Consider the following 21,746-nt stretch of genomic DNA (forward strand, 5'->3'; position numbering starts at 1 on the left):
ACCGTTCGGCTCTGGTGCTTCTTACTCAGCGCTGGCCTCGGCAGATGCTTCGGCGGGCGCGTCCGCTGCAGGAGCAGCGTTCTCGTCCTCGACGGGGACGAGGCTGATCTTGCCGCGGTTGTCGATGTCGGCGATCTCCACGCGCAGCTTCGAGCCGACGCTGACGACGTCCTCGACCTTGTTGATGCGCTTGCCGCCGCCGAGCTTGGAGATGTGCACCAAGCCGTCGCGTCCGGGCAGGAGCGAGACGAATGCACCGAAAGCCGTCGTCTTGACGACGGTTCCGAGGAAGCGCTCGCCGACCTTCGGCAGCTGCGGGTTGGCGATGGCGTTGATCTTGTCGATCGCGGCCTGTGCGGACGGGCCGTCCGCTGCACCGACGTAGACGGTGCCGTCATCTTCGATCGAGATGTTGGCGCCGGTCTCCTCGGTGATGGAGTTGATCATCTTGCCCTTGGGTCCGATGACCTCACCGATCTTGTCGACCGGGACCTTGATAGCGGTGACGCGAGGTGCGTACGGGCTCATCTCGTCGGGCGTGTCGATGGCCTCGGCCATGACCTCGAGGATGGTCGTGCGCGCGTCCTTGGCCTGCGACAGTGCGCCGGCAAGAACCTGCGACGGAATCCCGTCGAGCTTCGTGTCGAGCTGAAGAGCCGTGACGAAGTCCTTGGTGCCCGCGACCTTGAAGTCCATGTCGCCGAAGGCATCCTCGGCGCCGAGGATGTCGGTCAGTGCGACGTAACGGGTTTCGCCGTCGACCTCGTCGGACACCAGACCCATGGCGATACCGGCGACCGGAGCACGCAGCGGCACACCGGCGTTGAGCAGCGACAGCGTCGATGCGCAGACCGAACCCATCGACGTGGAGCCGTTGGAGCTCAGCGCCTCGGACACCTGGCGGATCGCGTACGGGAAGTCGGCCTGGCTCGGGAGCACTGGCAGGAGCGCACGCTCGGCGAGCGCACCGTGACCGATCTCACGACGCTTCGGCGATCCGACGCGGCCCGTCTCACCGGTGGAGTACGGCGGGAAGTTGTAGTGGTGCATGTACCGCTTGGACGTCTCCGGTCCGAGCGAGTCGACCTGCTGCGCCATCTTGACCATGTCGAGCGTGGTGACGCCGAGGATCTGCGTCTCGCCGCGCTCGAAGAGTGCGCTTCCGTGGGTGCGCGGAATGATCGCGACCTCGGCCGACAGCGAACGGATGTCGGTGACACCGCGGCCGTCGATGCGGAAGTGGTCGGTCAGGATGCGCTGGCGGACCGACTTCTTGGTGAGTGCACGGAACGCCGCGCCGATCTCCTTCTCGCGACCTTCGAACTGGTCGGAGACCTGCTCGAGGACCTGAGCCTTGACCTCGTCGAGCTTGCTCTCGCGCTCGGCCTTGCCCGCGATGGTCAGAGCCTGCGACAGCGGGATCTGCGCTGCTGCGGCGACGGCGTCGAACACGTCCGACTGGTACGCGGGGAACAGCGGGAAGTCACCGGTGGGCTTGGACGCCTTGGCAGCGAGTTCCTGCTGTGCGGTGCACAGCGCGGCGATGAACGGCTTCGATGCCTCGAGTCCCTCGGCGACGATGGTCTCGTTCGGCGCGACCGCACCGGCCTCGATCAGGTCGATGACGTTCTCGGTGGCCTCGGCCTCGACCATCATGATGGCGACGTCGGCGTCTGCACCCGAACCGGACACGATGCGGCCCGCGACGACCATGTTGAACACGGCCTTCTCGAGCTGCTCGACTGTCGGGAATGCAACCCACTGGCCGTCGATGAGCGCAACCCGCACGCCACCGATGGGGCCGGAGAACGGCAGGCCGGCGATCTGCGTCGACGCCGAGGCCGCGTTGATCGCGACGACGTCGTACAAGTCGGCGGGGTTCAGGCTCAGGACCGTGATGACGACCTGGATCTCGTTGCGGAGTCCGTCGACGAACGTCGGACGCAGCGGCCGGTCGATGAGGCGGCAGGTCAGGATCGCGTCGGTCGACGGACGACCTTCGCGGCGGAAGAACGATCCGGGAATGCGTCCTGCCGCGTACATGCGTTCTTCGACGTCGACCGTCAGCGGGAAGAAGTCGAATCCTTCGCGAGGGCTCTTGCCCGCCGACGTGGCGGACAGAAGCATGGTGTCTTCGTCGAGGTAGGCGGCGACTGCTCCGGAAGCCTGCTGCGCGAGGCGGCCGGTCTCGAAACGGATGCTGCGCTTGCCGTAGGTGCCGTTGTCGATGACGGCGGTTGCTTCGTAGACGCCCTCTTCGACGTCGACGGTGGTGGTTTCTGTCATGTCTTTTCTTCTCGTCCTCTCGTCTTTGCCGTGCCCAGCCTCGTCCGGTCCGTGAAGGAACCCATGTCCTCTTCGCGTGGCCGAATCGTCTGCGAGCGGAGGCGGCCGTCGATCGAAGCCCGTCGGATGGGCGAACCCTCCGACAGGCCACTACCGAAGACCGACACCACGTCGTCCAACGGCGTGCACGGCGATGTGCGAGCACCCATGTGCCCGCGGGTCTTGCCGGCTCTGCCAACACAGATAGCCAACGAGGAACAGTCTAAGCACTGCCTCGTTGGCTACTGCGATATTTCGATGACCGCCCATCGTACGGGCGCGTCGGCGCCGAAACTAGCGACGCAGTCCCAGACGCTCGATGAGCGAACGGTAACGGGTGACGTCCACCTTCGCGACGTACTTCAGAAGGCGGCGACGACGACCGACCAGCAGCAGCAAGCCGCGGCGGGAGTGGTGGTCGTGCTTGTGCTTCTTCAGGTGCTCGGTGAGGTCGGTGATGCGCTTGGTGAGCATCGCGACCTGAGCCTCGGGCGAACCGGTGTCGGTCGGGTGCAAGCCGTACTCGCTGAGTACGGCCTTCTTCTCTTCGGTGGTCAATGCCACTGGTACTACTCCATCTCACTGACGTCCGCGTGCAAGGAAGTTCGATCACCTGGATCGAACCGGACGCAGCCACCGCGGACCGCAGCATGCGCCGAGGAAGTATCCTACCAGGACGTCTGTTCCGTCAGCGCCGCGCGTGCACGGTCCGAGTCACGACCCATCTCCTCGATCAGGTCGTCGATCGAGTCGAACTTCTCCATCCCGCGCAGTCGTTCGACGAAGTCGACGGCGACGTGCTGCCCGTACAGGTCTCCGTCGCTGTCGAGAACGAACGCCTCGACGGTCCTCGTGCGACCCGAGAACGTGGGATTGGTACCGACGGACACCGCGGCGCGATGACGCTCCCCTGGTGTGACGGTTCCCATGATCGGGCCGGGGCCGAGCACCGTGAACCAGGCGGCGTAGACGCCGTCGGCCGGGATAGCCGAATACATGGGTGGGGCGACGTTGGCCGTCGGGTATCCCAGCTGCCTGCCGCGCCCGTCGCCGTGGACGACGACGCCTTCCACCCGATGCGGCCGACCGAGCGCCGCGGCGGCCGCAGCGACATCGCCTGCGTCGACGCACGATCGGATGTAGGTGGACGAGAACGTCACCGCATGTTCGGCCAACAGGTTGACGCCGTCGACCGCGAAGCCGGCCCGTTCACCGATCTTCCGGAGCAAGGCGACGTTGCCGAGCGCTTTCTTGCCGTACGTGAAGTTCTCGCCCACGACGACCTCGGCGACATGCAGTCTCTCAACGAGGATTTCGTGGACGTAGCGCTCGGGCGTCAGCTTCATGAGCTCGGGAGTGAACGGCATGACACAGAAGACGTCGATGCCGAGTTCTTCGGCGAGCTCGGCTCGCCTGGTGAGTGTGGTCAGTTGCGCCGGATGCGATCCGGGCCGAACCACTTCCATCGGGTGTGGGTCGAAAGTCATGAGAACGCTGGGTATTCCACGTTCCTTCGCCGACTTCACCGCCCGGGTGATCAGTTGGGCGTGACCGCGGTGCACGCCATCGAATACGCCGATCGTGAGAACACAACGACCCCAGTCGGCAGGTACATCGTCGAGACCTCGCCATCTCTGCACGAGTCAGAGCCTACGGGCCGAGTGCCGTCGGGTCACTTCCGGATCGGACGTCTCATGCGACACAGGTGGACAAACGTTCGCCGCCGGTGCAAAGATTTCGGTGTGCCGAACTTATTTCTTCGCATGCTCGCAGCGGTGGTGCTGTGCGTCGGCCTGCTCGGCGGGTGTGCGCGGTCGGTCGGCGAGACCGATGCGGAGTTCACGGGCGACGCCAGACCGCTCGTCCTGACGACGTTCACGGTTCTGGCGGACATGGCACGCAACGTCGCAGGCGAGCATCTCGACGTGCAGTCGATCACGAAGGCGGGCGCGGAGATCCACGGTTACGAACCCACGCCGGGCGACCTGCGCACCGCCGAGCGGGCGGCGCTGATTCTGGACAACGGTCTCGGTCTCGAAGCGTGGTTCGAGAAGTTCGTCGAGCGTGTTCCCGCTCCACATGCCGTCGTCAGCGACGGCGTCGAGCCGGTCTACATCCGTTCCGACGCCTATGCCGGCAAGGTGAATCCGCACGCGTGGATGTCGCCGGTGGCCGCCGAGACGTACGTGAAGAACATCGCCGACGCCTTCGTCCGGCTGGATCCGGTGCACGGCGACGACTATCGCCGCAACGCCGAGAACTACACGGCACGACTACGGGCGGTCGGCGAGGAACTGCGGACCGACCTCGACGAACTGCCGCCGCACCAGCGCGCGCTCGTGTCGTGCGAGGGCGCGTTCGGCTATTTGGCCCGTGACTTCGACCTACGCGAGGCCTACCTGTGGCCTGTCAACGCGGAACAGGAAGGTACGCCCAAACAGGTGGTCGCCGCAATCGACTTCGTGAAACAGAACGACGTTCCTGCCGTCTTCTGCGAGTCGACGGTGTCCGACAAGGCACAGCTCCAGGTGGCCGAGGACACGGGCGCAGAGTTCGGCGGCAAACTCTTCGTCGACTCGCTGAGCGAGGACGGCGGACCGGTACCGACCTACCTCGATCTGCTCACCTACGACGCACGAGTCATCACCGACGCACTACTGGGGAAGGACCGATGAACACGTCATCACCCGCGTTGGACGTCGCCGGAGTCGGCGTCCGCTACCGCGACGTCACCGCCCTGGTCGACGCGTCCCTGACACTCCAGCCGGGCCGGATATGCGGCCTGGTCGGGATGAACGGATCCGGCAAGTCGACGCTCTTCAAGGCGATCATGGGCGTCGTACGCCCGGACTCCGGATCCATCCGCATCTTCGGCGGCCCGCCCGTCGACGCACGCAAGTCCGGCACCGTCAGCTACGTCCCGCAGAGCGAATCCGTCGACTGGACGTTCCCGATCAGCGTGCGAGAAGTCGTCATGATGGGCCGCTACGGCAAGCAGAACTGGATGCGATCGCCGCGCGCACAGGACCGTCGCGCGGTGACCGAGGCTCTCGATCGCGTCGAACTGACCGAGCTTGCCGACCGGCAGATCGGCCAGCTGTCGGGCGGACAGCGCAAACGCGCGTTCGTCGCACGGGCCATCGCGCAGGAAGCCGCGCTGTTGTTGCTCGACGAACCGTTCGCGGGCGTCGACAAGCGGACGGAGTCGACCATCACGCGGCTGCTTCGCGAATTGACGTCGGCGGGCGCGTCGGTGCTCGTGTCGACGCACGACCTGCACGGGCTCCCCGATCTGTGCGACGAAGCCGTACTGCTGCAGCAACGAGTGCTGATGCACGGAACGCCGCAGGACGTGCTGCGTCCGGAGAACCTGGCGTTGGCGTTCGGAATGGACCCGCTGCGCACGTCCGTCACCGAGAAGAGTTGACATGTACCTGATCGATTTCTTCGTAGAACCGTTGCAGTACACGTTCATTCGACGCGCACTCCTCGTGACCGTCGTGGCGTCCGTCGTGTGCGCCGTGCTCAGCTGCTGGCTCGTACTGATCGGCTGGTCGCTGATGGGCGACGCCGTCTCGCATGCGGTGCTGCCGGGCGTCGCGCTGTCGTATCTGCTCGGTGCTCCGTTCGCGATCGGTGCGCTGCTGTTCGCCCTCGTCGCGGTCGGCACGATCGGTCTCGTCCGTAACACGACACCGGTCAAGGAGGACGCGGCCATCGGCGTCGTGTTCACGACGCTGTTCGCGCTCGGCGTCGTTCTGGTGTCGAAGTTTCCGAGCCAGATCGACCTGAACCACATCCTGTTCGGCAACCTGCTCGGCGTGTCGCAAGGAGACATGTGGCAGGTCCTCGTGCTGGGCGGAATCGCGCTCGTCGTGATGGTCGCCAAGCGTCGGGACTTCACGTTGTTCGCGTTCGACCGGACGCAGGCCCGTGCGGTGGGCATCTCGCCGACCGTCGTGTCGGGTCTGATGCTGACGCTGCTCGCGCTGACGACCGTCGTCGCGCTTCAGGCCGTCGGCGTCATCCTCGTCGTTGCCATGCTCATCACTCCGGGCGCGACGGCCTATCTGCTCACGCACCGGTTCGGCCGCATGCTGGTTCTCGCCCCGAGCATCGGCGTCGCATGCGCTGTCGTCGGTATCTACGTCAGTTTCTATCTCGACGTCTCGTCCGGCGGCACCGTCGTGCTCGCACAGGGAATCGCATTCACGCTGGCGTACCTGTTCAGCCCGACGCAGGGAATGGTGACGCGTCGGCTCAGGCGACGACGTGTCATTTCGGATGCGATTGCCTAAGCTCGGTGCCGTGGTGGAACGAACCGATGAGCCCGGCACGGCCGACGACGTGCAGTTGTCCGCCGTCGCGCAGGACTATCTGAAGGTCATCTGGACCGCCAGCGAGTGGAGCGAGGAAGCGGTCAGCACGAAGATGTTGTCCGAACGTATCGGGGTGTCGGCGTCGACCGTCTCGGAAGCGATCCGCAAGCTCGCCGATCAGGGAATGGTCGATCATGCGCGCTACGGCGCGATTTCGTTGACCGATCGTGGACGCACCGCAGCGGTCGCGATGGTTCGTCGGCATCGCCTCATCGAGACCTTCCTCGTCCGAGAACTCGGCTACGGATGGGACGAGGTGCACGACGAAGCCGAGATCCTCGAACATGCCGTGTCCGATCTCATGATGGCGCGCATCGACGCGAAACTGGGCTTCCCGCAACGAGATCCGCACGGGGATCCGATTCCGTCGGTCGACGGTGCGATCTCCTCCCCCGAGGCGACGCGTCTGAGCGAGTACACCGACGGTCAGCGCGGGCGAGTCGCCCGCATCTCGGATTCGGATCCCGCGATGCTGCGCTACTTCGACTCCGTCGGAATCAAGCTCGATCTGTCGATCACCGTGCTCGAGCGACGGGACTATGCAGGTACCGTCGCCATCGAACTCGGCCAGCCGAGCAAGAACGCAATCGACCTCGGACAGCGTGCGGCCGAGGCGATCTGGATGGTTCCGTCCTGACTACAGCCCACGCAGGGTTGCCGGGCGAACGACCATGACCGAACTGGCCCGCTTGCCCTTCTCCTGCAGCAGCGCGATCGTGTGTCCGCTCGGGTCGATCGCGGCGTAGACGCCCGACATACCGATCGGGTCGAGCCACCGTCCCTGACTGATCGACTCGGCCTCCGCGGCATCGATCTGCCTGTGCGGGAACGCCGTTCGCGCTGCCTCGTCGATGTCGAGACTCACTCCGGGCTCGTCCGCCAACTGTTCGAGCGTGCGAGCATGCGCCAGCGTGAACGGGCCGACCCTCGTCCGACGCAACACCGTCAGATGGCCACCGACTCCGAGCGCCGCACCGAGATCCCGTGCCAAGGCGCGCACGTAGGTTCCCGACGAGCAGTCCACCTCGACGTCGAGATCCACGAAACCACCGTCCTCGACGTCCCGTCGGGCGACGACGTCGAAGCGAGTCACGCTGACGCGTCGAGCAGGAATCGTGAATTCCTCGCCCGCTCGAACGAGCTTGTGGGCACGCTGGCCGTCGACCTTGATCGCGCTCACCCTCGACGGCACCTGCTCGATGTCACCGGTCAACCGCGCGATCTCGGCGGCGATGGCGTCGTCCGTGACCGCGGACGCGTCGACGTCGGCCAGTGTGTCTCCCTCGGCGTCGTCGGTGGTCGTGGTCCGACCGAGGCGGATGGTGGCCGTGTACGCCTTCGTCGTGAGCGCGAGCAGGCCCAGCATTTTCGTCGCCCGCTCGACACCAAGGACCAGGACACCGGTCGCCATCGGATCGAGCGTGCCCGCGTGCCCGACCTTGCGCGTGTTCAACAGCTTGCGGCACGACGCCACCACGTCGTGACTCGTCACTCCCTGACCTTTGTCGACGACCAACAAACCGGCTCCGACGAGACCGGACGACAATTTTCCACGCGCAGACACGAGTGACCATTCTGCCAGGCGGCGGACCACCCGAACGCCGTAGACCGGCCGACGCGCGCTAGACGACCGCGATCGCCGTCACGATCAGACCGCCCTGGACGAGCCAACGCCCGTCGAACGACGTCAGCGCCGGTCCGGCCTGCGTGTCGCCGGGCACCAGCAGTCGTGAATGGAAGGTCCCGGAGACGTCCTCGCCGACCCCGGTGCGTTCGAACGTGATGTGCGCGTCCTCGAAACCGAGCCAGCGGCCGGTCAGCGGCTCCCATGCCTTGTACGTGGCTTCCTTCGCGCAGAACAGCAGTCGATCCCAGTGGGTGCCGTCGTCGTTCTGCGATGCGAGCCAGTCCCGTTCCGCGGCGATGCTGACCGCGTCGAGAACACCGTCGGGCAGCGGCCCGTGCGGTTCGGCGTCGATACCGACCGAACGCACCTGCATCGAGTACGCGAGGACTGCCGCACGGTATCCGTCGCAGTGCGTGAGACTGCCGACCACGCCCTTCGGCCACTGCGGCGCACCCGACGCGCCCCGCATTACCGGTGCGGGCTCGACACCCAACTTCTCCATCGCGACCCGCGCACAGTGTCGCGCCGACGTGAACTCCCGCTTGCGCTTGTCGACGGCCTTCGCCACCAGCGGGGCCTCGAGTGGATGCGGCGCGAGACCGGGCGGGTCCTCGTAGAGTTCCGCGGCGACGACGCCACTCGGCAGAATGGACTCGATCAACGCTGCGACCTCATCTTCTCGACTTCGGCTTCCATCTCGGGTGTCACCTTGAAATGGCCACCCCACTTGTTCAACGACCCCGCCGGATACTCGGGCACGGGAAGTATCTGACGCAGGACCTGCTCGGGCAACCCGCGTCGCTGCCATTCCCGCGGGTAGCCGACCGATACCTCTTCGAACCGAACTCCGTCGTAGAACGTGGTGCGCGGAATGTGCAGGTGGCCGTACACCGAGCACACAGCGTTGTAGCGCGTGTGCCAGTCGGCGGTGAGCGTCGAACCGCACCACAGCGCGAATTCGGGATAGATCAGCACATCCGTCGGTTGCCGCACCAATGGAAAGTGGTTGATGAGCACCGTCGGGATGGACAGGTCGAGCGCGTCGAGCCGTGCCCGTGTCGAGTCGATTCGTGCATGGCACCACGCGTCTCGGGTCGCGTACGGCTGCGGCGACAGCAGAAACTCGTCCGTGGCGACGACGTTCTTGTCCCGCGCGATCGTCAGACCGTGCTCCTTGTCGATCGCGCCGCGCGGGAGGAACGAGTAGTCGTAGAGCAGGAACATCGGCACGAGCGTCGCAGGGCCGCCTTCGCCCTCCCACAGGAGGTAAGGATCCTCGGGGGTGACGACGTCGATCTCGCGGCACAGGTTGACCAGGTACTCGTACCGGGCGACGCCGTGGATCTGCACGGGATCCTTGGCGGTGGTCCACAGTTCGTGGTTTCCGGGGACCCAGATCACCTTCGCGAACTTGCTGCGCAGATGCTCCAGCGCCCACTTGATGTCGTCGGTCTTCTCCGAGACGTCGCCGGCGACGATCAGCCAGTCCTCCGGCGACTCGGGTGCGATCGCCTCGGTCACCGGACGATTGCCTCGGTGGCCGATATGGATGTCACTCACTGCCCAGAGCTTGGCTGTCAACTACGCGGTCCTTCCGATGTAGCGTTACTCGATTCGAAGAACTACCAACGCCCTATCTTGCTCGACGATTCCCGCAGGCGTGCGGGCGGGTAGACACCCCGATGACACAATCGAGCCATGGGAAATCTCTCCGCCTCCGAGAAGGGCGGCATGCGTGCCGCGATCATCATCACGGTGATGGCAGCACTCCTGGCAGGCATCGCGTCGGACGATTTCGTCACCGGTTTCCTCGTGACCGCCGTCGTCTGCGGCATCGCGCTGATGGCCGCGATGGTTCTCGCACGTATCGTCAACGCACGCAGACGCCGCTGACCCGGCCGTCCAGAGCCGCACGTGCTGGTCTAGAGTTCGGTTCATGCCGCATTCGAGGATTCGCGTCAAGGACGCCGCCGCCCTCCTCGGAGTGAGCGACGATACCGTCCGGCGGTTGATCGACGGCGGCACACTAGCGTCGACCAAGGACGAGGCAGGCCGGAAGGTCGTCGACGGACAGGATCTCGCGAGGTTCGCCCGGGAGAACGCGTCGCCTCCTCCCGACCCGACCGGGACGGGCAGTTCGGCGCGCAACCGCCTCGTCGGCCTGGTCACGAAGGTCACCTCGGACACCGTCATGAGCGAGGTCGAAATGCAGTGCGGACCGTTCACCGTCGTCTCGCTCATGAGCACCGAATCGGTGCGCACTCTGGGCCTCGAACCCGGCACCGTGGCCGTCGCCGTCGTGAAGGCGACGACGGTCATCGTCGAAGCACCCTGAATCAGGCCACGACAGACGAAGGAACTTTTCGTGCATCGCACTCTCGCCACCCTCGTTGCTCTCGGAGCATCCGCGGCTCTCGTTGCCGGCTGTTCGAACTCGGATACCAACAGCGACTCCGACGCATCGGCCACGGCATCGAGCGGCGCCGTCACCGGTGACATCACGGTGTTCGCCGCCGCGTCGCTGAAGACGACGTTCACCGAACTCGGAGAGATGTTCGAGACCGAGAACCCCGGCACCGACGTCGAGTTCAACTTCGCGGGATCGTCCGACCTCGTCACGCAGCTGACCCAGGGCGCCCCAGCCGACGTGTTCGCGTCTGCGGACACCAGCAACATGACGAAGGCCGTCGACGGCGATCTGGTCGCGGGCGATCCGACGAACTTCGCCACCAACACGCTGACCATCGTCACCGCGCCCGGAAACCCGAAGAACGTCACCTCGTTCGCCGACCTGGCCGACCCCGACGTACTGACCGTCATCTGCGCACCTCAGGTGCCCTGCGGCAGCGCGACGAAGAAGGTCGAAGACGCCACAGGCACCGAAATCCCCGCCGTCAGCGAGGAATCCGCGGTGACCGACGTGCTCGGCAAGGTCACCTCGGGCCAGGCCGATGCCGGACTGGTCTACGTGACCGACGCAGCAGGCGTCGGCGACCAGGTGGCGACGGTCGACTTCCCGGAATCCGCAGAAGCCGTCAACACCTACCCGATCGCAACACTGAACAGCAGCGACAATGCCGGCACCGCAGCAGCATTCGTTGCTCTCGTGACGTCCGATACCGGCCGACGCGTGTTGACAGAGGCAGGATTCGGCGCGCCGTGACCTCTGCTCGGCGCGGGAACGACGTACGCGTCGAGATTCCGGCGTGGGTCTTCGTTCCGGCCGCGATCGGTGCGCTCTTCGTCGTCGCACCTCTCGTGGCGATCATCCTGAAGATCGACTGGCCGAATTTCGTGCCGCTGATCACGTCGGATGCGTCGAAGAGCGCACTTCTGCTGAGTCTGAAGACCGCCGCGACGAGCACTTGCCTGTGCGTCGTCTTCGGCGTGCCGATGGCACTCGTGCTCGCCCGCACGGACTTTCCCGGCTTGTCCGTGCTGCGCGCACTCGTGCTGCTCCCCCTCGTCCTGCCTCCCGTCGTCGGCGGTATCGCACTGCTCTACACCTTCGGCCGGCTCGGGCTGCTCGGCGAATATCTCGACGCGTGGGGCATCGGCATCGCCTTCTCGACGACAGCAGTGGTTCTCGCGCAGACGTTCGTGTCGTTGCCGTTTCTCGTCGTGAGCCTCGAAGGCGCACTGCGCAGTTCGGGACGCGACTTCGAGACGGTCGCCGCCACACTCGGAGCCCGCCCGACGACGGTGTTGCGACGGGTCACCGTTCCTCTGGTTCTTCCGGGTCTCGTGTCGGGCGCCGTGCTGGCGTTTGCGCGCGCACTCGGTGAATTCGGCGCAACCCTGACCTTCGCCGGCTCACTGCAGGGCGTCACCAGAACGCTGCCGCTGGAGATCTATCTCCAGCGTGAGACCGACGCCGACGCCGCGGTGGCACTGTCGCTGCTGCTGATCGCCGTCGCCGCAGTCATCGTGCTCGCGGCACGAGGCCGCCGACTGGCAGGTGCACTGTGACGTCCGTTTCCCTCTGCGCCGAGATCACCGGCCGCGACGTCGACTTCGACATGGAGATCGACGACGGCGAGGTGGTGGCCGTGCTCGGGCCCAACGGCGCAGGCAAGACGACACTGCTGTCTCTCGTCGCGGGACTCCTACGTCCCGACCGCGGACGCGTCGTTCTCGGATCCGACGTCGTCGCCGACACGACGGACGGCACGTTCGTCCCCGCCCATGCGCGTGGCGTCGCAACACTGACGCAGAAAGCGCTGCTGTTTCCTCATCTGACCGCCGAGGCCAACGTCGCCTTCGCACCCCGGAGCCGGGGCGTCGGACGTCGAGAGTCACGCCGTATCGCGCACGACTGGTTGACGGCCGTCGACGCCGCCGACCTCGCCGGACGCAGACCGTCGCAGCTGTCGGGTGGTCAGGCTCAGCGCATCGCGATCGCACGCGCCCTCGCCGCCGACCCCCGTGTTTTGCTGTTGGACGAGCCGATGTCGGCACTGGACGTCGGGACCGCGCCTGCCGTGCGACGGCTGCTCCGCACGGTCCTACGTGAGCAGCATCGAACGGCCGTCATCGTCACCCACGACCTGCTCGACGCTCTCGCGCTCGCGGATACCGTCGTCGTCGTCGAGTCGGGCCGAATCGTCGAACGCGGTACGACGACGGAGGTCCTCACCGCACCCCGCAGTCTGTTCGCCGCCCGCATCGCGGGGGTCAATCTGCTGCCGGGCCACGTCGACGGTTCGGGGTCTATTCGAACGCCGTGGGGCCTTGAGGTGTTCGGTCACGGAGATGTCGCCGACGGCTCGGCGGTCGCGGTCTTCTCGCCTGCCTCCGTCGCCGTGTATTCCGAGCCACCCCACGGCAGCCCTCGCAACGTGCTGCCGGTGACCCTCGCCGAGATCGACGTGCACGGCGCGACGGTTCGGCTTCGCGGGTCCGACAACCCCGACGGCTCCCCCGGCGTCGCCGCGGATGTGACGCCCACGGCCGCGCGGGAGCTCGATCTCGAACCCGGCAAGCAGGTGTATTTCGTCGTCAAGAGTCACGAGGTGGCGCTGCACCCGGCGTCCCGATGACCGTCAGGCCGACCTGCGCTGGATGTCGGCTCCCACGAGGGTCCATTTACCCGACAAGGTACGCGCGACCACCGCGACCATCCGCAGGGTCACGAAGATGCCGAGGCCACACCAGATTCCGCGCAAGCCCCAGTCGAACGCCAGCGCCAGCCAGATCGCCGGCAGGAAACCCACGAGCGCGCACGCCAGCGTGGCAGTACGGAGGAACGCGGCATCGCCTGCGCCGAGCAGTACCCCGTCGAGCGCGAACACGACGCCTGCGATCGGAACGATGACGACGAAGATCCACCAGATCGACGCCATCTCGTCGATGACTGCGCCGTCGCTGGTGAACAGGTTCGGGATGACCGGCAGTCCTAGCGCGAACACCGCCGCGAGGACGAGCGCGAACACGGTGGACCAGACCGTCAGCCGCCAGCCGAGTCGGGTCGCGCCCCTGCTGTCTCCTCGGCCCAGTGCGGCACCGACGAGCGTCTGGGCGGCGATGGCCAACGAGTCGAGTGTCAACGAAACGAGATTCCACAGGTGCAGGACGACCTGGTTCGCCGCGACGGCCGCCGCACCGAAGCGCGACGCGACTGCTGCCGCCGACAGGAAACACGCCTGGAACGCCAAGCTCCGCAGAACGAGGTCACGCCCCAGCACCAGCTGAGCGCGCATGATCGACCAGTCGGGCCGCAGCGGCACGCCTGCTCGGAGCACTGCGGCGATGAAGAACGCTCCGGCCACCGCCTGGCCGACGACGTTCGCAACCGCCGATCCCACGAGTTCGAGCCGCGGAAAACCGAACAGCCCGTGCACGAGCAGCGGACACAGAATCGCGGACAGACCGAGGCCGGACACCACGAACACCAGCGGTCGCCTAGTGTTCTGAACCCCGCGCATCCAGCCGTTTCCAGCCAACGACACCAGAATGAACGGGACGCCGAGCACTGCGACGCGGAACCAGAGCGTCGCCTCCGCCGAGATGTCACCGCCGCCACCGATGACCGACAGAATCGGACCGCACAGCACCTGCATCACCCCGATGATCGCGACACCGAGCATGAGGGCGAGCCACGTGGCCTGTGCGCCCTCCCCGATGGCGTCGCGTTCGCGTCCGGCGCCGTGCATGCGTGCCGCACGGGCCGTCGTGCCGTAGGACAGGAAGGTCAGTTGGGTACTGACCTGAGCGAGGACGAGGCCGCCCACGGCCAGACCCGCCAAGGGAAGCGCACCGAGTCGACCGACGACAGCGGCGTCGAACAACAGATACAGGGGTTCGGCCGCCAGTACACCGAGGGCGGGCAGCGCAAGACCCAGAATCCTGCGAGCACTCGCGTCACGGCCAACGAACGCGTCTGTCGAAGCCATCGATCAGCCGAGCGCCTCGATCAGCGCCGCGACGACGGTTTCCTTGGTCCCGAACGCGGTGAAGCCGGCGGCGTTGCGATGCCCGCCGCCTCCGAGCGTCGCCGCGACGACCGAGACGTCGACGGACGACTTCGACCGCAGCGACACCGTCCACTCGTCGGCGGTCTGCTGTTTGAACACCGCCGCGACCTCGGCTTCGGACGTCGTGCGCACGATGTCGATGACGCTCTCGATCTCCTCGGATCGCAGACCGGCGGAATCGGAGCAGAGGATGGCCGCGTACACCAGTCCGAGCCCCGCGACGGCCTCCGGCACGAGCGTCGCCGAGCCGAGCACGGAACCGAGCATGGGCAACCACCCGAACGGGTGACTGTCCAACAACCGGCGGGCGATGGCGGCCCCGTCGATACCCGTCGCGAGCAGACGCTCGGCTAGCAAATGGGATCCGGGACGAACCCACCGGAACGAGCCGGTGTCGGTGACGAGACCGGCGAACAGACAGTGCGCGATGTCGGCGTCGATGTCGACACTCCAGGCGTCGAGCAGGCGTGTGATGACGGCCGTCGTCGATTCCGCAGCCGGATCGACGACGTTCAACGTGCCGAACCGTGTGTTCGACCGATGGTGGTCGATGACGAGAGACGCGTCCGCCGCGTCGAGGCAGTCGCCGAGATCGCCGAGCCGCCCGCGGCTACCCGCGTCGACCGACACCACCAGATCGACACCGCGACGAACCTCCCCGGCCGAGACCAACATCTCGCGGCCGGGAAGCTCGCTCATGGACTCCGGCAGTTCGCTCGGTGTGGCGAAGGACACCTCGACGTCGACGCCGCGACGCTTCAGCACGATGGCCAGCGCGAGACCGCTGCCGATGGTGTCCGCGTCCGGCTGCACGTGACACAGCACGGTGACCGTGCTCGCTGCTTCGAGCAACGAAATCGCCTGGGCGAACTTGTCGTCGACCGTCGTGTCCGACGACGTGCCTGGAGTCATCGTCACCTCGTTCAGTCCAGGTCGGTGGACTCGGAACTCTCGGTCGTCTCGCGCGGGGCCTTGTACGGATCGGCCTCACCCGCTGGCTTCGCCGACGCGGCGACGCGAGCCACCTCGCTGTCGGCCTGACGGGCACGCTCGAGCAGTTCTTCCATGTGACGTGCAGTATCCGGGACGGTATCCGTCGCGAACGTCAACGTCGGAGTGAACCGGACGCCCGTGCCCGCACCGACCTTCGAGCGAAGCACGCCCTTCGCCTTCTCCAGTCCGGCGGCTGCACCGGCGAGATCGGGCTCGGCGTCGAGGCTCTCGCCTCGCACCGTGTAGAACACCGTCGCGTCGTGCAGATCTGCGGTCACCTTGCAGTCGGTGATCGTCACGTACGCCAGGCGTGGATCCTTGATCTCGTGATCTATCGCTGTCGCGACGATGGACGAAATCCGCTTGGCGAGCCTACGAGCTCTCGCTTGATCCACCATGATCTTTCACGCTCCTCGAACAACTATCCCCGGTTCAGTCCTCGGGGCCGAACACTCTTCTTCTGACCGCCAACAATTCCAGATCCTGGCGTTCGGCGACGTGACGCTCGCACTCGTCCAGCATGTCGTGCAAACCGTCGACATCCGACCCCGCCACGGCGACGCCGAACAGGGACCGGCGCATGCGCGATCTTTCCCCTGCCTCGGTCGCCGACACTCCGAACTGCTTGAGCGCAGCCAGAACGGGCTCGACCATCGAACGCTTTTCGTCGAGCGAACGCACGTCTCCCAGCAGCACGTCCAGCTCGAGAGCACCCAGATACACGCGGCCATCCTTCGATCGTGTTCGACCGAACGATCCGGCGGCGGTACCCGAAAGTACCGCCGCCGGTTGTCCGATCGAGTGCAGTGTTACTCCCCTTGCTCCACTACCACTCGCACCGCGCGAACTAGTCGCGTGGCTTCTCGCGAAGCTCGTACGCCTCGATGACATCGCCCACCTTGATGTCCGAGTACGTGACCGTGAGACCACATTCGTACCCCTCGCGAACCTCGACGACGTCGTCCTTCTCGCGGCGAAGCGAGGAGATCGTGACCGTCTCGGCGACCACCGCGTTGTCACGCAGCAGTCGTGCCTTCGCATTGCGACGCACAGTACCGGAGGTGACGAGGCAACCGGCGATGTTTCCGACCTTCGAGGAACGGAACAGCGCGCGAATCTCGGCCTGGCCGAGAGCGACCTCTTCGTACACCGGCTTGAGCATGCCCTTGAGGGCCTTCTCGATCTCGTCGATCGCCTGGTAGATGACCGAGTAGTACCGGATGTCGACGCCCTCGCGGTTGGCGAGCTCGGTGGCTTTGCCTTCCGCTCGAACGTTGAAGCCGATGATGATCGCGTTGGATGCCGACGCCAGGTTGACGTTGGTCTCGGTGACGCCACCGACACCGCGGTCGATGACGCGCAGCTCGACCTCGTCATCGATCTGGATCCCGAGCAACGCCTCCTCGAGAGCCTCGACGGTTCCCGAGTTGTCGCCCTTGAGGATCAAGTTCAGCTGCGACGTCTCCTTCAACGCTGCATCGAGATCGTCGAGGCTGATGCGCTTACGACTCTTCGCTGCCAACGCGTTGCGCTTGCGGGCGTTGCGTCGATCGGCGATCTGACGTGCGATGCGGTCCTCGTCGACCACGAGCAGGTTGTCACCTGCACCCGGTACCGACGTGAAGCCGACGACCTGGACGGGCCGCGACGGCAGCGCCTCGGTGACGTCCTCGCCGTGCTCGTCGACCATGCGACGGACACGTCCATAGGCGTCTCCGGCCACGATCGAATCTCCGACGCGGAGCGTTCCGCGCTGGATGAGCACGGTCGCCACCGGTCCGCGTCCACGATCGAGGTGCGCCTCGATGGCGACACCCTGAGCGTCCATGTCCGGGTTCGCTCGCAGGTCGAGAGCAGCGTCCGCCGTCAGCAGCACTGCTTCGAGCAGTGCGTCGATGTTGGTGCCCTGCTTCGCCGAGATGTCGACGAACATCGTGTCGCCGCCGTACTCCTCGGCCACGAGACCGTATTCGGTGAGCTGCTGCCGGATCTTGTCCGGGTTCGCGCCTTCCTTGTCGATCTTGTTGACCGCGACCACGATCGGCACATCTGCTGCCTGCGCGTGGTTGATCGCCTCGACCGTCTGCGGCATGACGCCGTCGTCGGCTGCGACGACCAGGATCGCGAGGTCCGTCGCCTTGGCACCACGAGCACGCATGGCGGTGAACGCCTCGTGACCCGGGGTGTCGATGAAGGTGACGAGTCGTTCGCTGCCTTCGAGCTCGGTTAGAACCTGGTAGGCACCGATGTGCTGCGTGATGCCGCCTGCCTCGCCCTCACGGACGTTGGCCTTGCGGATCGAGTCGAGCAGTCGGGTCTTACCGTGGTCGACGTGGCCCATGACGGTGACCACAGGAGGACGCTGTTCGAGGTCTTCCTCGCCGCCCTCGTCCTCGCCGTAGGTCAGGTCGAAGCTGTCGAGCAGCTCGCGATCCTCGTCCTCGGGACTGACGACCTGGACCACGTAGTTCATCTCGCTGCCGAGAAGCTCCAGCGTCTCGTCGTTGACCGACTGCGTTGCCGTGACCATCTCGCCGAGGTTGAACAGCGCCTGCACGAGTGCAGCCGGGTTCGCGTCGATCTTGTCCGCGAAGTCGGACAGCGATGCACCGCGGGCGAGGCGAATGGTCTCGCCGTTGCCACGGGGCAACCGCACGCCGCCGACTGCGGGAGCCTGCATGCTCTCGTACTCGGCGCGTTTCGCCCTCTTCGACTTACGTCCACGACGAGGTGCGCCTCCGGGACGACCGAAAGCACCTGCTGCAGCGCCGCGCTGTCCGGGACGACCGCCGCCGCCGGGGCGACCACGGAAACCACCTGCTGCTCCGCCTGCGGGGGCGCCGCCGGGTGCACCGGGAGCTCCGCCGCCGCCGCGGTATCCACCGCCGCCACCACCGGGACGACCGCCCGGTGCTCCGCCGGGACGACCCGGACGACCACCCGGTGCGGGGCGCGCCGAACGAGACGGCATCGCGCCCGGGTTCGGGCGAGGAGGCATCGAGCCGGGAGACGGGCGAGGTCCGCCCTGGCCGGGAGCCGGACGAGGTCCGCCCTGACCGGGAGCCGGACGGGGACCGCCCTGACCGGGAGCCGGACGAGGTCCACCCTGGCCGGGAGCCGGACGAGGTCCACCCTGGCCGGGAGCCGGACGGTTGCCGCCCGGACGAGGTCCACCCGGTGCCGGACGAGGCGCGGGCCGTTCCGCCGGAGCGGACGAGTACGGGTTGTTACCGACGCGAGGCGCCTTCGGACCCGGCTTCGGGCCGGGAGCGCCGGGCTTCGGAGCTGCCGGACGTGCTGCTTCACGCGATCCAGCCGACGCTGCGGGCGCCTGAGGAGCAGGTGCCGCAGGCGCGGACGGCGACGGTGCAGCCGGCCGAGCCGGGGTCGGGCGGGGCGCCGACGTCGGCGCCGGGGTGGATGCAGCCGGTGCCGCAGGGGCAGCCGGTGTCTGCGCCGCAGGTGCTGCGGGAGTCTGCGCCGCAGGTGCTGCGGGCGCGGACGGAGCCGGACGGGGTGCCGGCTTGGGACCGGGACGCGGTCCACCGGGCTTCGCGCCGGTGCTGGGCTTGGGTGCATCCGAGCTACGACCGTTGCCCGAAGGGGCGTCCGACTTCGCGGACGGGAACGACTCACGGATACGACGCGCTACCGGCGCCTCGACCGTGGACGATGCAGATTTGACGAACTCGCCTTGCTCTTTGAGCCGTGCGAGTAGTTCCTTGCTTGTGACACCGAGTTCTTTGGCCAACTCGTGCACGCGGGCCTTGCCTGCCACTGCTCTCCTCACTGAGAGGCCGAGCGAGGCATTAAGCCCGCACGACCTCGGGTTATCTCCGATGGACGTTCATCGTTGGTGCTTCACGGTGTGCTCATCAGTGCTGTTGCCTGTTCTTCTCGACGGGTGAAGCTCTGTCGCTGGTAAAGATTTGCCGCCTCGATGCGTGTGCGAGGCCGAGACCTCACAGGTTTCTGCTTTCGATGAAAGCAACAACCTCCGACGTGTCGACTGTTCCCGACACGCGTAACGCTCTACCGAAAGCTCGGCGCCGTTCTGCGTTCTCCAGACAAACCGCTACGGGGTGCAGCCATGCACCACGTCCGGGAAGCCGGTGACGAAGGTCGGGTACTACGACGGATTCCGAAGAATGCCGATCTCGAACCACGACCCTCAGCAGATCGGAGGCCGGAGCTCGCTCCCTGCATCCGACACAAGTGCGCACCGGCCGACTGTCATGCATCGAACCGGTGCTCTCGTGACCTCGGGCAGTGAGATCGTTCCGAACCATCGACCAGTCTAGCGCTGTCTTGCCCCGATCTCCGCATTCCACCCTTATGCGCTGGTCGACTCGGGTGCCGCGGCCGCGTCGCTGCGGATGTCGATACGCCAACCGGTCAGACGAGCAGCGAGTCGGGCGTTCTGACCCTCCTTGCCGATCGCGAGCGACAGCTGGTATTCCGGCACGACGACGCGAGCGGCGCGGGCAGCCGCGTCGACGACGGTGACCGACACCACCTTGGACGGCGACAGCGCGTTACCGACGAAGGTGGCGGGATCGTCGTCGAAGTCGATGATGTCGATCTTCTCGCCGGCGAGCTCGCTCATCACGTTGCGCACACGCTGACCCATCGGGCCGATGCACGCACCCTTGGCGTTGAGGCCCGACACGGTCGAGTGAACGGCGATCTTGGATCGGTGACCGGACTCACGTGCCACCGCGACGATTTCCACCGAGCCGTCGGCGATCTCGGGTACTTCGAGCGCGAAGAGCTTGCGTACCAGGTTCGGGTGCGTACGCGACAGCGTGATCTGCGGTCCGCGCTGTCCGCGTGTGACGCCGACGACATAGCACTTGATGCGTTCGCCGTGCTCGTACGTCTCGCCCGGGACCTGCTCCGCGGGCGGCAACAGGCCGTCCGCGCCGTTGGCGTCGCTGCCGATCCGCACGATCACAGTGCCCTTGGCGTTTGCTCGAGTGTCACGCTGGATGACGCCACCGACGATCTCGCCCTCGTGCGTCGCGTACTCGCCGAACGACTTCTCGTGTTCGGCGTCGCGGAGGCGCTGGAGAATGACCTGACGCGCGGTGGTCGCCGCGATCCGGCCGAAGCCCTCGGGAGTGTCGTCCCATTCGGAGATCGTGTTGCCGTCGGCGTCGATTTCCTTCGCCATCACACGCACCGAGCCGGACTTGCGGTCGACGTCGATCCACGCGTGCGGCTGGTGTCCCTCGGTGTGGCGGTATGCAGTCAGCAAGGCGGTCTGGATGGTCGAGATGACCATGTCGATCGAGATTCCCTTGTCCGCCTCGATGGCGCGGAGCGCTGCAATGTCGATATTCACTTGTCGAACCCTTCTTCCGGTGTGTCCACGTTCACGATCTCGTCGGCGTCTGCCGGCCTGGGACGACTGCCGAACACCCCGCCCGCCAATTCCATCTCGTCTTCCTTGGGCGGCGAAAATTCGACCTGCACAACGGCTTTCGAGATATCCGACAATGCGACGACCCGAGTCGCCAGTACGCCTTTGGTCCGCGTCACCAACGTGACCGATCCGCCGTCCAGAGCACCGACTCGGCCGTCGAACTTCTCGTCCGCCACCTCGACGCGGACCTTGCGGCCGCGGGCGCGTCGCCAGTGACGCTCCTCGGTGAGCGGGCGATCGATCCCCGGCGTCGTCACCTCGAGCGTGTACGGCGCTTCACCGAAATCGGAGACGCCGTCGAACAATTCCGAGATCTCGTGACTGAGAGCAGGAAGCGCGTCGAGGCCCGTACCTTCTTCACGGTCCACCATGATGCGCACGGCGCTGTGCTTGCCCGCCGAGACGACCGTCACGTCCTCGAGGTCGAAACCTCGGTCGTGGACCAGATCGGACAGGAGCGCGACGACCCTCTCCTTCGACGGAACAGGCATCTCTCGCGAACTCCTCGTTCAGTTGTGGTCGCG

Annotated in this window: 23 protein-coding genes; 9 read left to right on the forward strand and 14 right to left on the reverse strand. The window is 66.2% G+C overall.

All coding sequences use genetic code 11. The annotated features are described in order from the left end of the window. Positions 1-21: 21 nt before the first annotated feature. The 3 genes from DK926_RS15645 to DK926_RS15655 form a co-directional block, all read right to left on the reverse strand. Positions 22-2,286 (reverse strand): polyribonucleotide nucleotidyltransferase, encoded by a 2,265-nt coding sequence (locus DK926_RS15645; RefSeq protein WP_068428775.1) that lies wholly within the window; start codon positions 2,284-2,286, stop codon positions 22-24. Between the two features lie 333 nt (positions 2,287-2,619). Next, a complete protein-coding gene (rpsO, locus tag DK926_RS15650) occupies positions 2,620-2,889 on the reverse strand; it encodes a 30S ribosomal protein S15 (protein WP_068428774.1) in 270 nt (89 codons plus the stop codon). Positions 2,890-2,993: 104 nt separating this feature from the next. Beyond that, on the reverse strand, positions 2,994-3,965 hold the full coding sequence (locus DK926_RS15655) for a bifunctional riboflavin kinase/FAD synthetase (protein ID WP_068428773.1): 972 nt from the start codon (positions 3,963-3,965) through the stop codon (positions 2,994-2,996). Positions 3,966-4,088: 123 nt separating this feature from the next. On the opposite strand from DK926_RS15655, the gene DK926_RS15660 reads away from it, so the two are divergent. Genes DK926_RS15660 through DK926_RS15675 form a run of 4 tightly spaced genes read left to right on the forward strand, consistent with a single transcriptional unit; the run spans position 4,089 to position 7,341 of the window. Continuing rightward, on the forward strand, positions 4,089-5,000 hold the full coding sequence (locus DK926_RS15660) for a metal ABC transporter substrate-binding protein (RefSeq protein ID WP_165839585.1): 912 nt from the start codon (positions 4,089-4,091) through the stop codon (positions 4,998-5,000). Continuing rightward, a complete protein-coding gene (locus DK926_RS15665; protein ID WP_114331199.1) occupies positions 4,997-5,752 on the forward strand; it encodes a metal ABC transporter ATP-binding protein in 756 nt (251 codons plus the stop codon). Before DK926_RS15660 ends, DK926_RS15665 begins: the two co-directional genes overlap by 4 nt. A gap of 1 nt (position 5,753) precedes the next feature. Next, positions 5,754-6,623, forward strand: a complete 870-nt coding sequence (locus DK926_RS15670; RefSeq protein ID WP_114331200.1) for a metal ABC transporter permease — start codon at positions 5,754-5,756, stop codon at positions 6,621-6,623. A gap of 10 nt (positions 6,624-6,633) precedes the next feature. Next, complete coding sequence (locus DK926_RS15675) at positions 6,634-7,341, forward strand: metal-dependent transcriptional regulator (RefSeq protein WP_114331201.1); 708 nt, start codon at positions 6,634-6,636, stop codon at positions 7,339-7,341. On the opposite strand, the gene truB is transcribed toward DK926_RS15675, so the two are convergent. Genes truB through DK926_RS27050 form a run of 3 tightly spaced genes read right to left on the reverse strand, consistent with a single transcriptional unit; the run spans position 7,342 to position 9,912 of the window. Then, complete coding sequence (gene truB, locus DK926_RS15680; RefSeq protein WP_114331274.1) at positions 7,342-8,268, reverse strand: tRNA pseudouridine(55) synthase TruB; 927 nt, start codon at positions 8,266-8,268, stop codon at positions 7,342-7,344. Between the two features lie 58 nt (positions 8,269-8,326). Then, the gene (gene npt / locus DK926_RS15685) at positions 8,327-8,992 is read right to left on the reverse strand and encodes a 4'-phosphopantetheinyl transferase Npt (protein WP_114331202.1); all 666 of its coding nucleotides are present in this window, start codon (positions 8,990-8,992) and stop codon (positions 8,327-8,329) included. Next, positions 8,989-9,912, reverse strand: a complete 924-nt coding sequence (locus DK926_RS27050) for a metallophosphoesterase (RefSeq protein WP_114331203.1) — start codon at positions 9,910-9,912, stop codon at positions 8,989-8,991. Before DK926_RS27050 ends, npt begins: the two co-directional genes overlap by 4 nt. Before the next feature lie 117 nt (positions 9,913-10,029). Between DK926_RS27050 and DK926_RS15695 the strand changes: the two genes are divergently transcribed. From DK926_RS15695 to DK926_RS15715, 5 genes are read left to right on the forward strand one after another with little or no spacing between them, the layout of a single operon-like run. Continuing rightward, positions 10,030-10,224, forward strand: a complete 195-nt coding sequence (locus tag DK926_RS15695; RefSeq protein ID WP_114331204.1) for a hypothetical protein — start codon at positions 10,030-10,032, stop codon at positions 10,222-10,224. A 43-nt stretch (positions 10,225-10,267) separates the two neighbouring features. Next, positions 10,268-10,666, forward strand: a complete 399-nt coding sequence (locus DK926_RS15700) for a TOBE domain-containing protein (RefSeq protein WP_114331205.1) — start codon at positions 10,268-10,270, stop codon at positions 10,664-10,666. 30 nt (positions 10,667-10,696) lie between these two features. Then, positions 10,697-11,494 carry a molybdate ABC transporter substrate-binding protein gene (modA, locus tag DK926_RS15705; RefSeq protein WP_114331206.1) on the forward strand — a complete coding sequence of 266 codons (798 nt, stop codon included), beginning with the start codon at positions 10,697-10,699 and terminating at the stop codon, positions 11,492-11,494. Continuing rightward, positions 11,491-12,300, forward strand: coding sequence for an ABC transporter permease (locus DK926_RS15710; RefSeq protein WP_114331207.1), 810 nt, complete (start codon positions 11,491-11,493; stop codon positions 12,298-12,300). Before modA ends, DK926_RS15710 begins: the two co-directional genes overlap by 4 nt. Beyond that, entirely contained in the window at positions 12,297-13,370 is a 1,074-nt protein-coding gene (locus tag DK926_RS15715; protein ID WP_207890838.1) for an ATP-binding cassette domain-containing protein, read from the forward strand. Before DK926_RS15710 ends, DK926_RS15715 begins: the two co-directional genes overlap by 4 nt. 3 nt (positions 13,371-13,373) lie before the next feature. On the opposite strand, the gene DK926_RS15720 is transcribed toward DK926_RS15715, so the two are convergent. The 8 genes from DK926_RS15720 to rimP all read right to left on the reverse strand — a co-directional run bounded on the left by DK926_RS15720 (position 13,374) and on the right by rimP (position 21,713). Further along, positions 13,374-14,723, reverse strand: a complete 1,350-nt coding sequence (locus tag DK926_RS15720) for an MATE family efflux transporter (RefSeq protein WP_114331208.1) — start codon at positions 14,721-14,723, stop codon at positions 13,374-13,376. Positions 14,724-14,726: 3 nt separating this feature from the next. Further along, positions 14,727-15,716 (reverse strand): bifunctional oligoribonuclease/PAP phosphatase NrnA, encoded by a 990-nt coding sequence (locus tag DK926_RS15725; protein ID WP_114331276.1) that lies wholly within the window; start codon positions 15,714-15,716, stop codon positions 14,727-14,729. A gap of 11 nt (positions 15,717-15,727) precedes the next feature. After that, positions 15,728-16,195 (reverse strand): 30S ribosome-binding factor RbfA, encoded by a 468-nt coding sequence (gene rbfA, locus DK926_RS15730; RefSeq protein ID WP_068428737.1) that lies wholly within the window; start codon positions 16,193-16,195, stop codon positions 15,728-15,730. A gap of 34 nt (positions 16,196-16,229) precedes the next feature. Continuing rightward, positions 16,230-16,520 (reverse strand): DUF503 domain-containing protein, encoded by a 291-nt coding sequence (locus DK926_RS15735; RefSeq protein ID WP_068428733.1) that lies wholly within the window; start codon positions 16,518-16,520, stop codon positions 16,230-16,232. Positions 16,521-16,644: 124 nt separating this feature from the next. Beyond that, entirely contained in the window at positions 16,645-19,575 is a 2,931-nt protein-coding gene (infB, locus tag DK926_RS15740) for a translation initiation factor IF-2 (RefSeq protein ID WP_114331209.1), read from the reverse strand. A gap of 184 nt (positions 19,576-19,759) precedes the next feature. Further along, positions 19,760-20,038: a YlxR family protein gene (locus tag DK926_RS15745; RefSeq protein WP_240930997.1), complete on the reverse strand. Its 279-nt coding sequence runs from the start codon at positions 20,036-20,038 to the stop codon at positions 19,760-19,762. A 92-nt stretch (positions 20,039-20,130) separates the two neighbouring features. Continuing rightward, positions 20,131-21,141, reverse strand: coding sequence for a transcription termination factor NusA (gene nusA / locus DK926_RS15750; RefSeq protein WP_068428719.1), 1,011 nt, complete (start codon positions 21,139-21,141; stop codon positions 20,131-20,133). Further along, complete coding sequence (gene rimP / locus DK926_RS15755; protein WP_114331210.1) at positions 21,138-21,713, reverse strand: ribosome maturation factor RimP; 576 nt, start codon at positions 21,711-21,713, stop codon at positions 21,138-21,140. Before rimP ends, nusA begins: the two co-directional genes overlap by 4 nt. Positions 21,714-21,746 lie beyond the last annotated feature (33 nt).

Source organism: Rhodococcus sp. Eu-32, from assembly GCF_003336925.1.
In the GTDB taxonomy this organism is placed as follows: domain Bacteria; phylum Actinomycetota; class Actinomycetes; order Mycobacteriales; family Mycobacteriaceae; genus Rhodococcoides; species Rhodococcoides kyotonensis_B.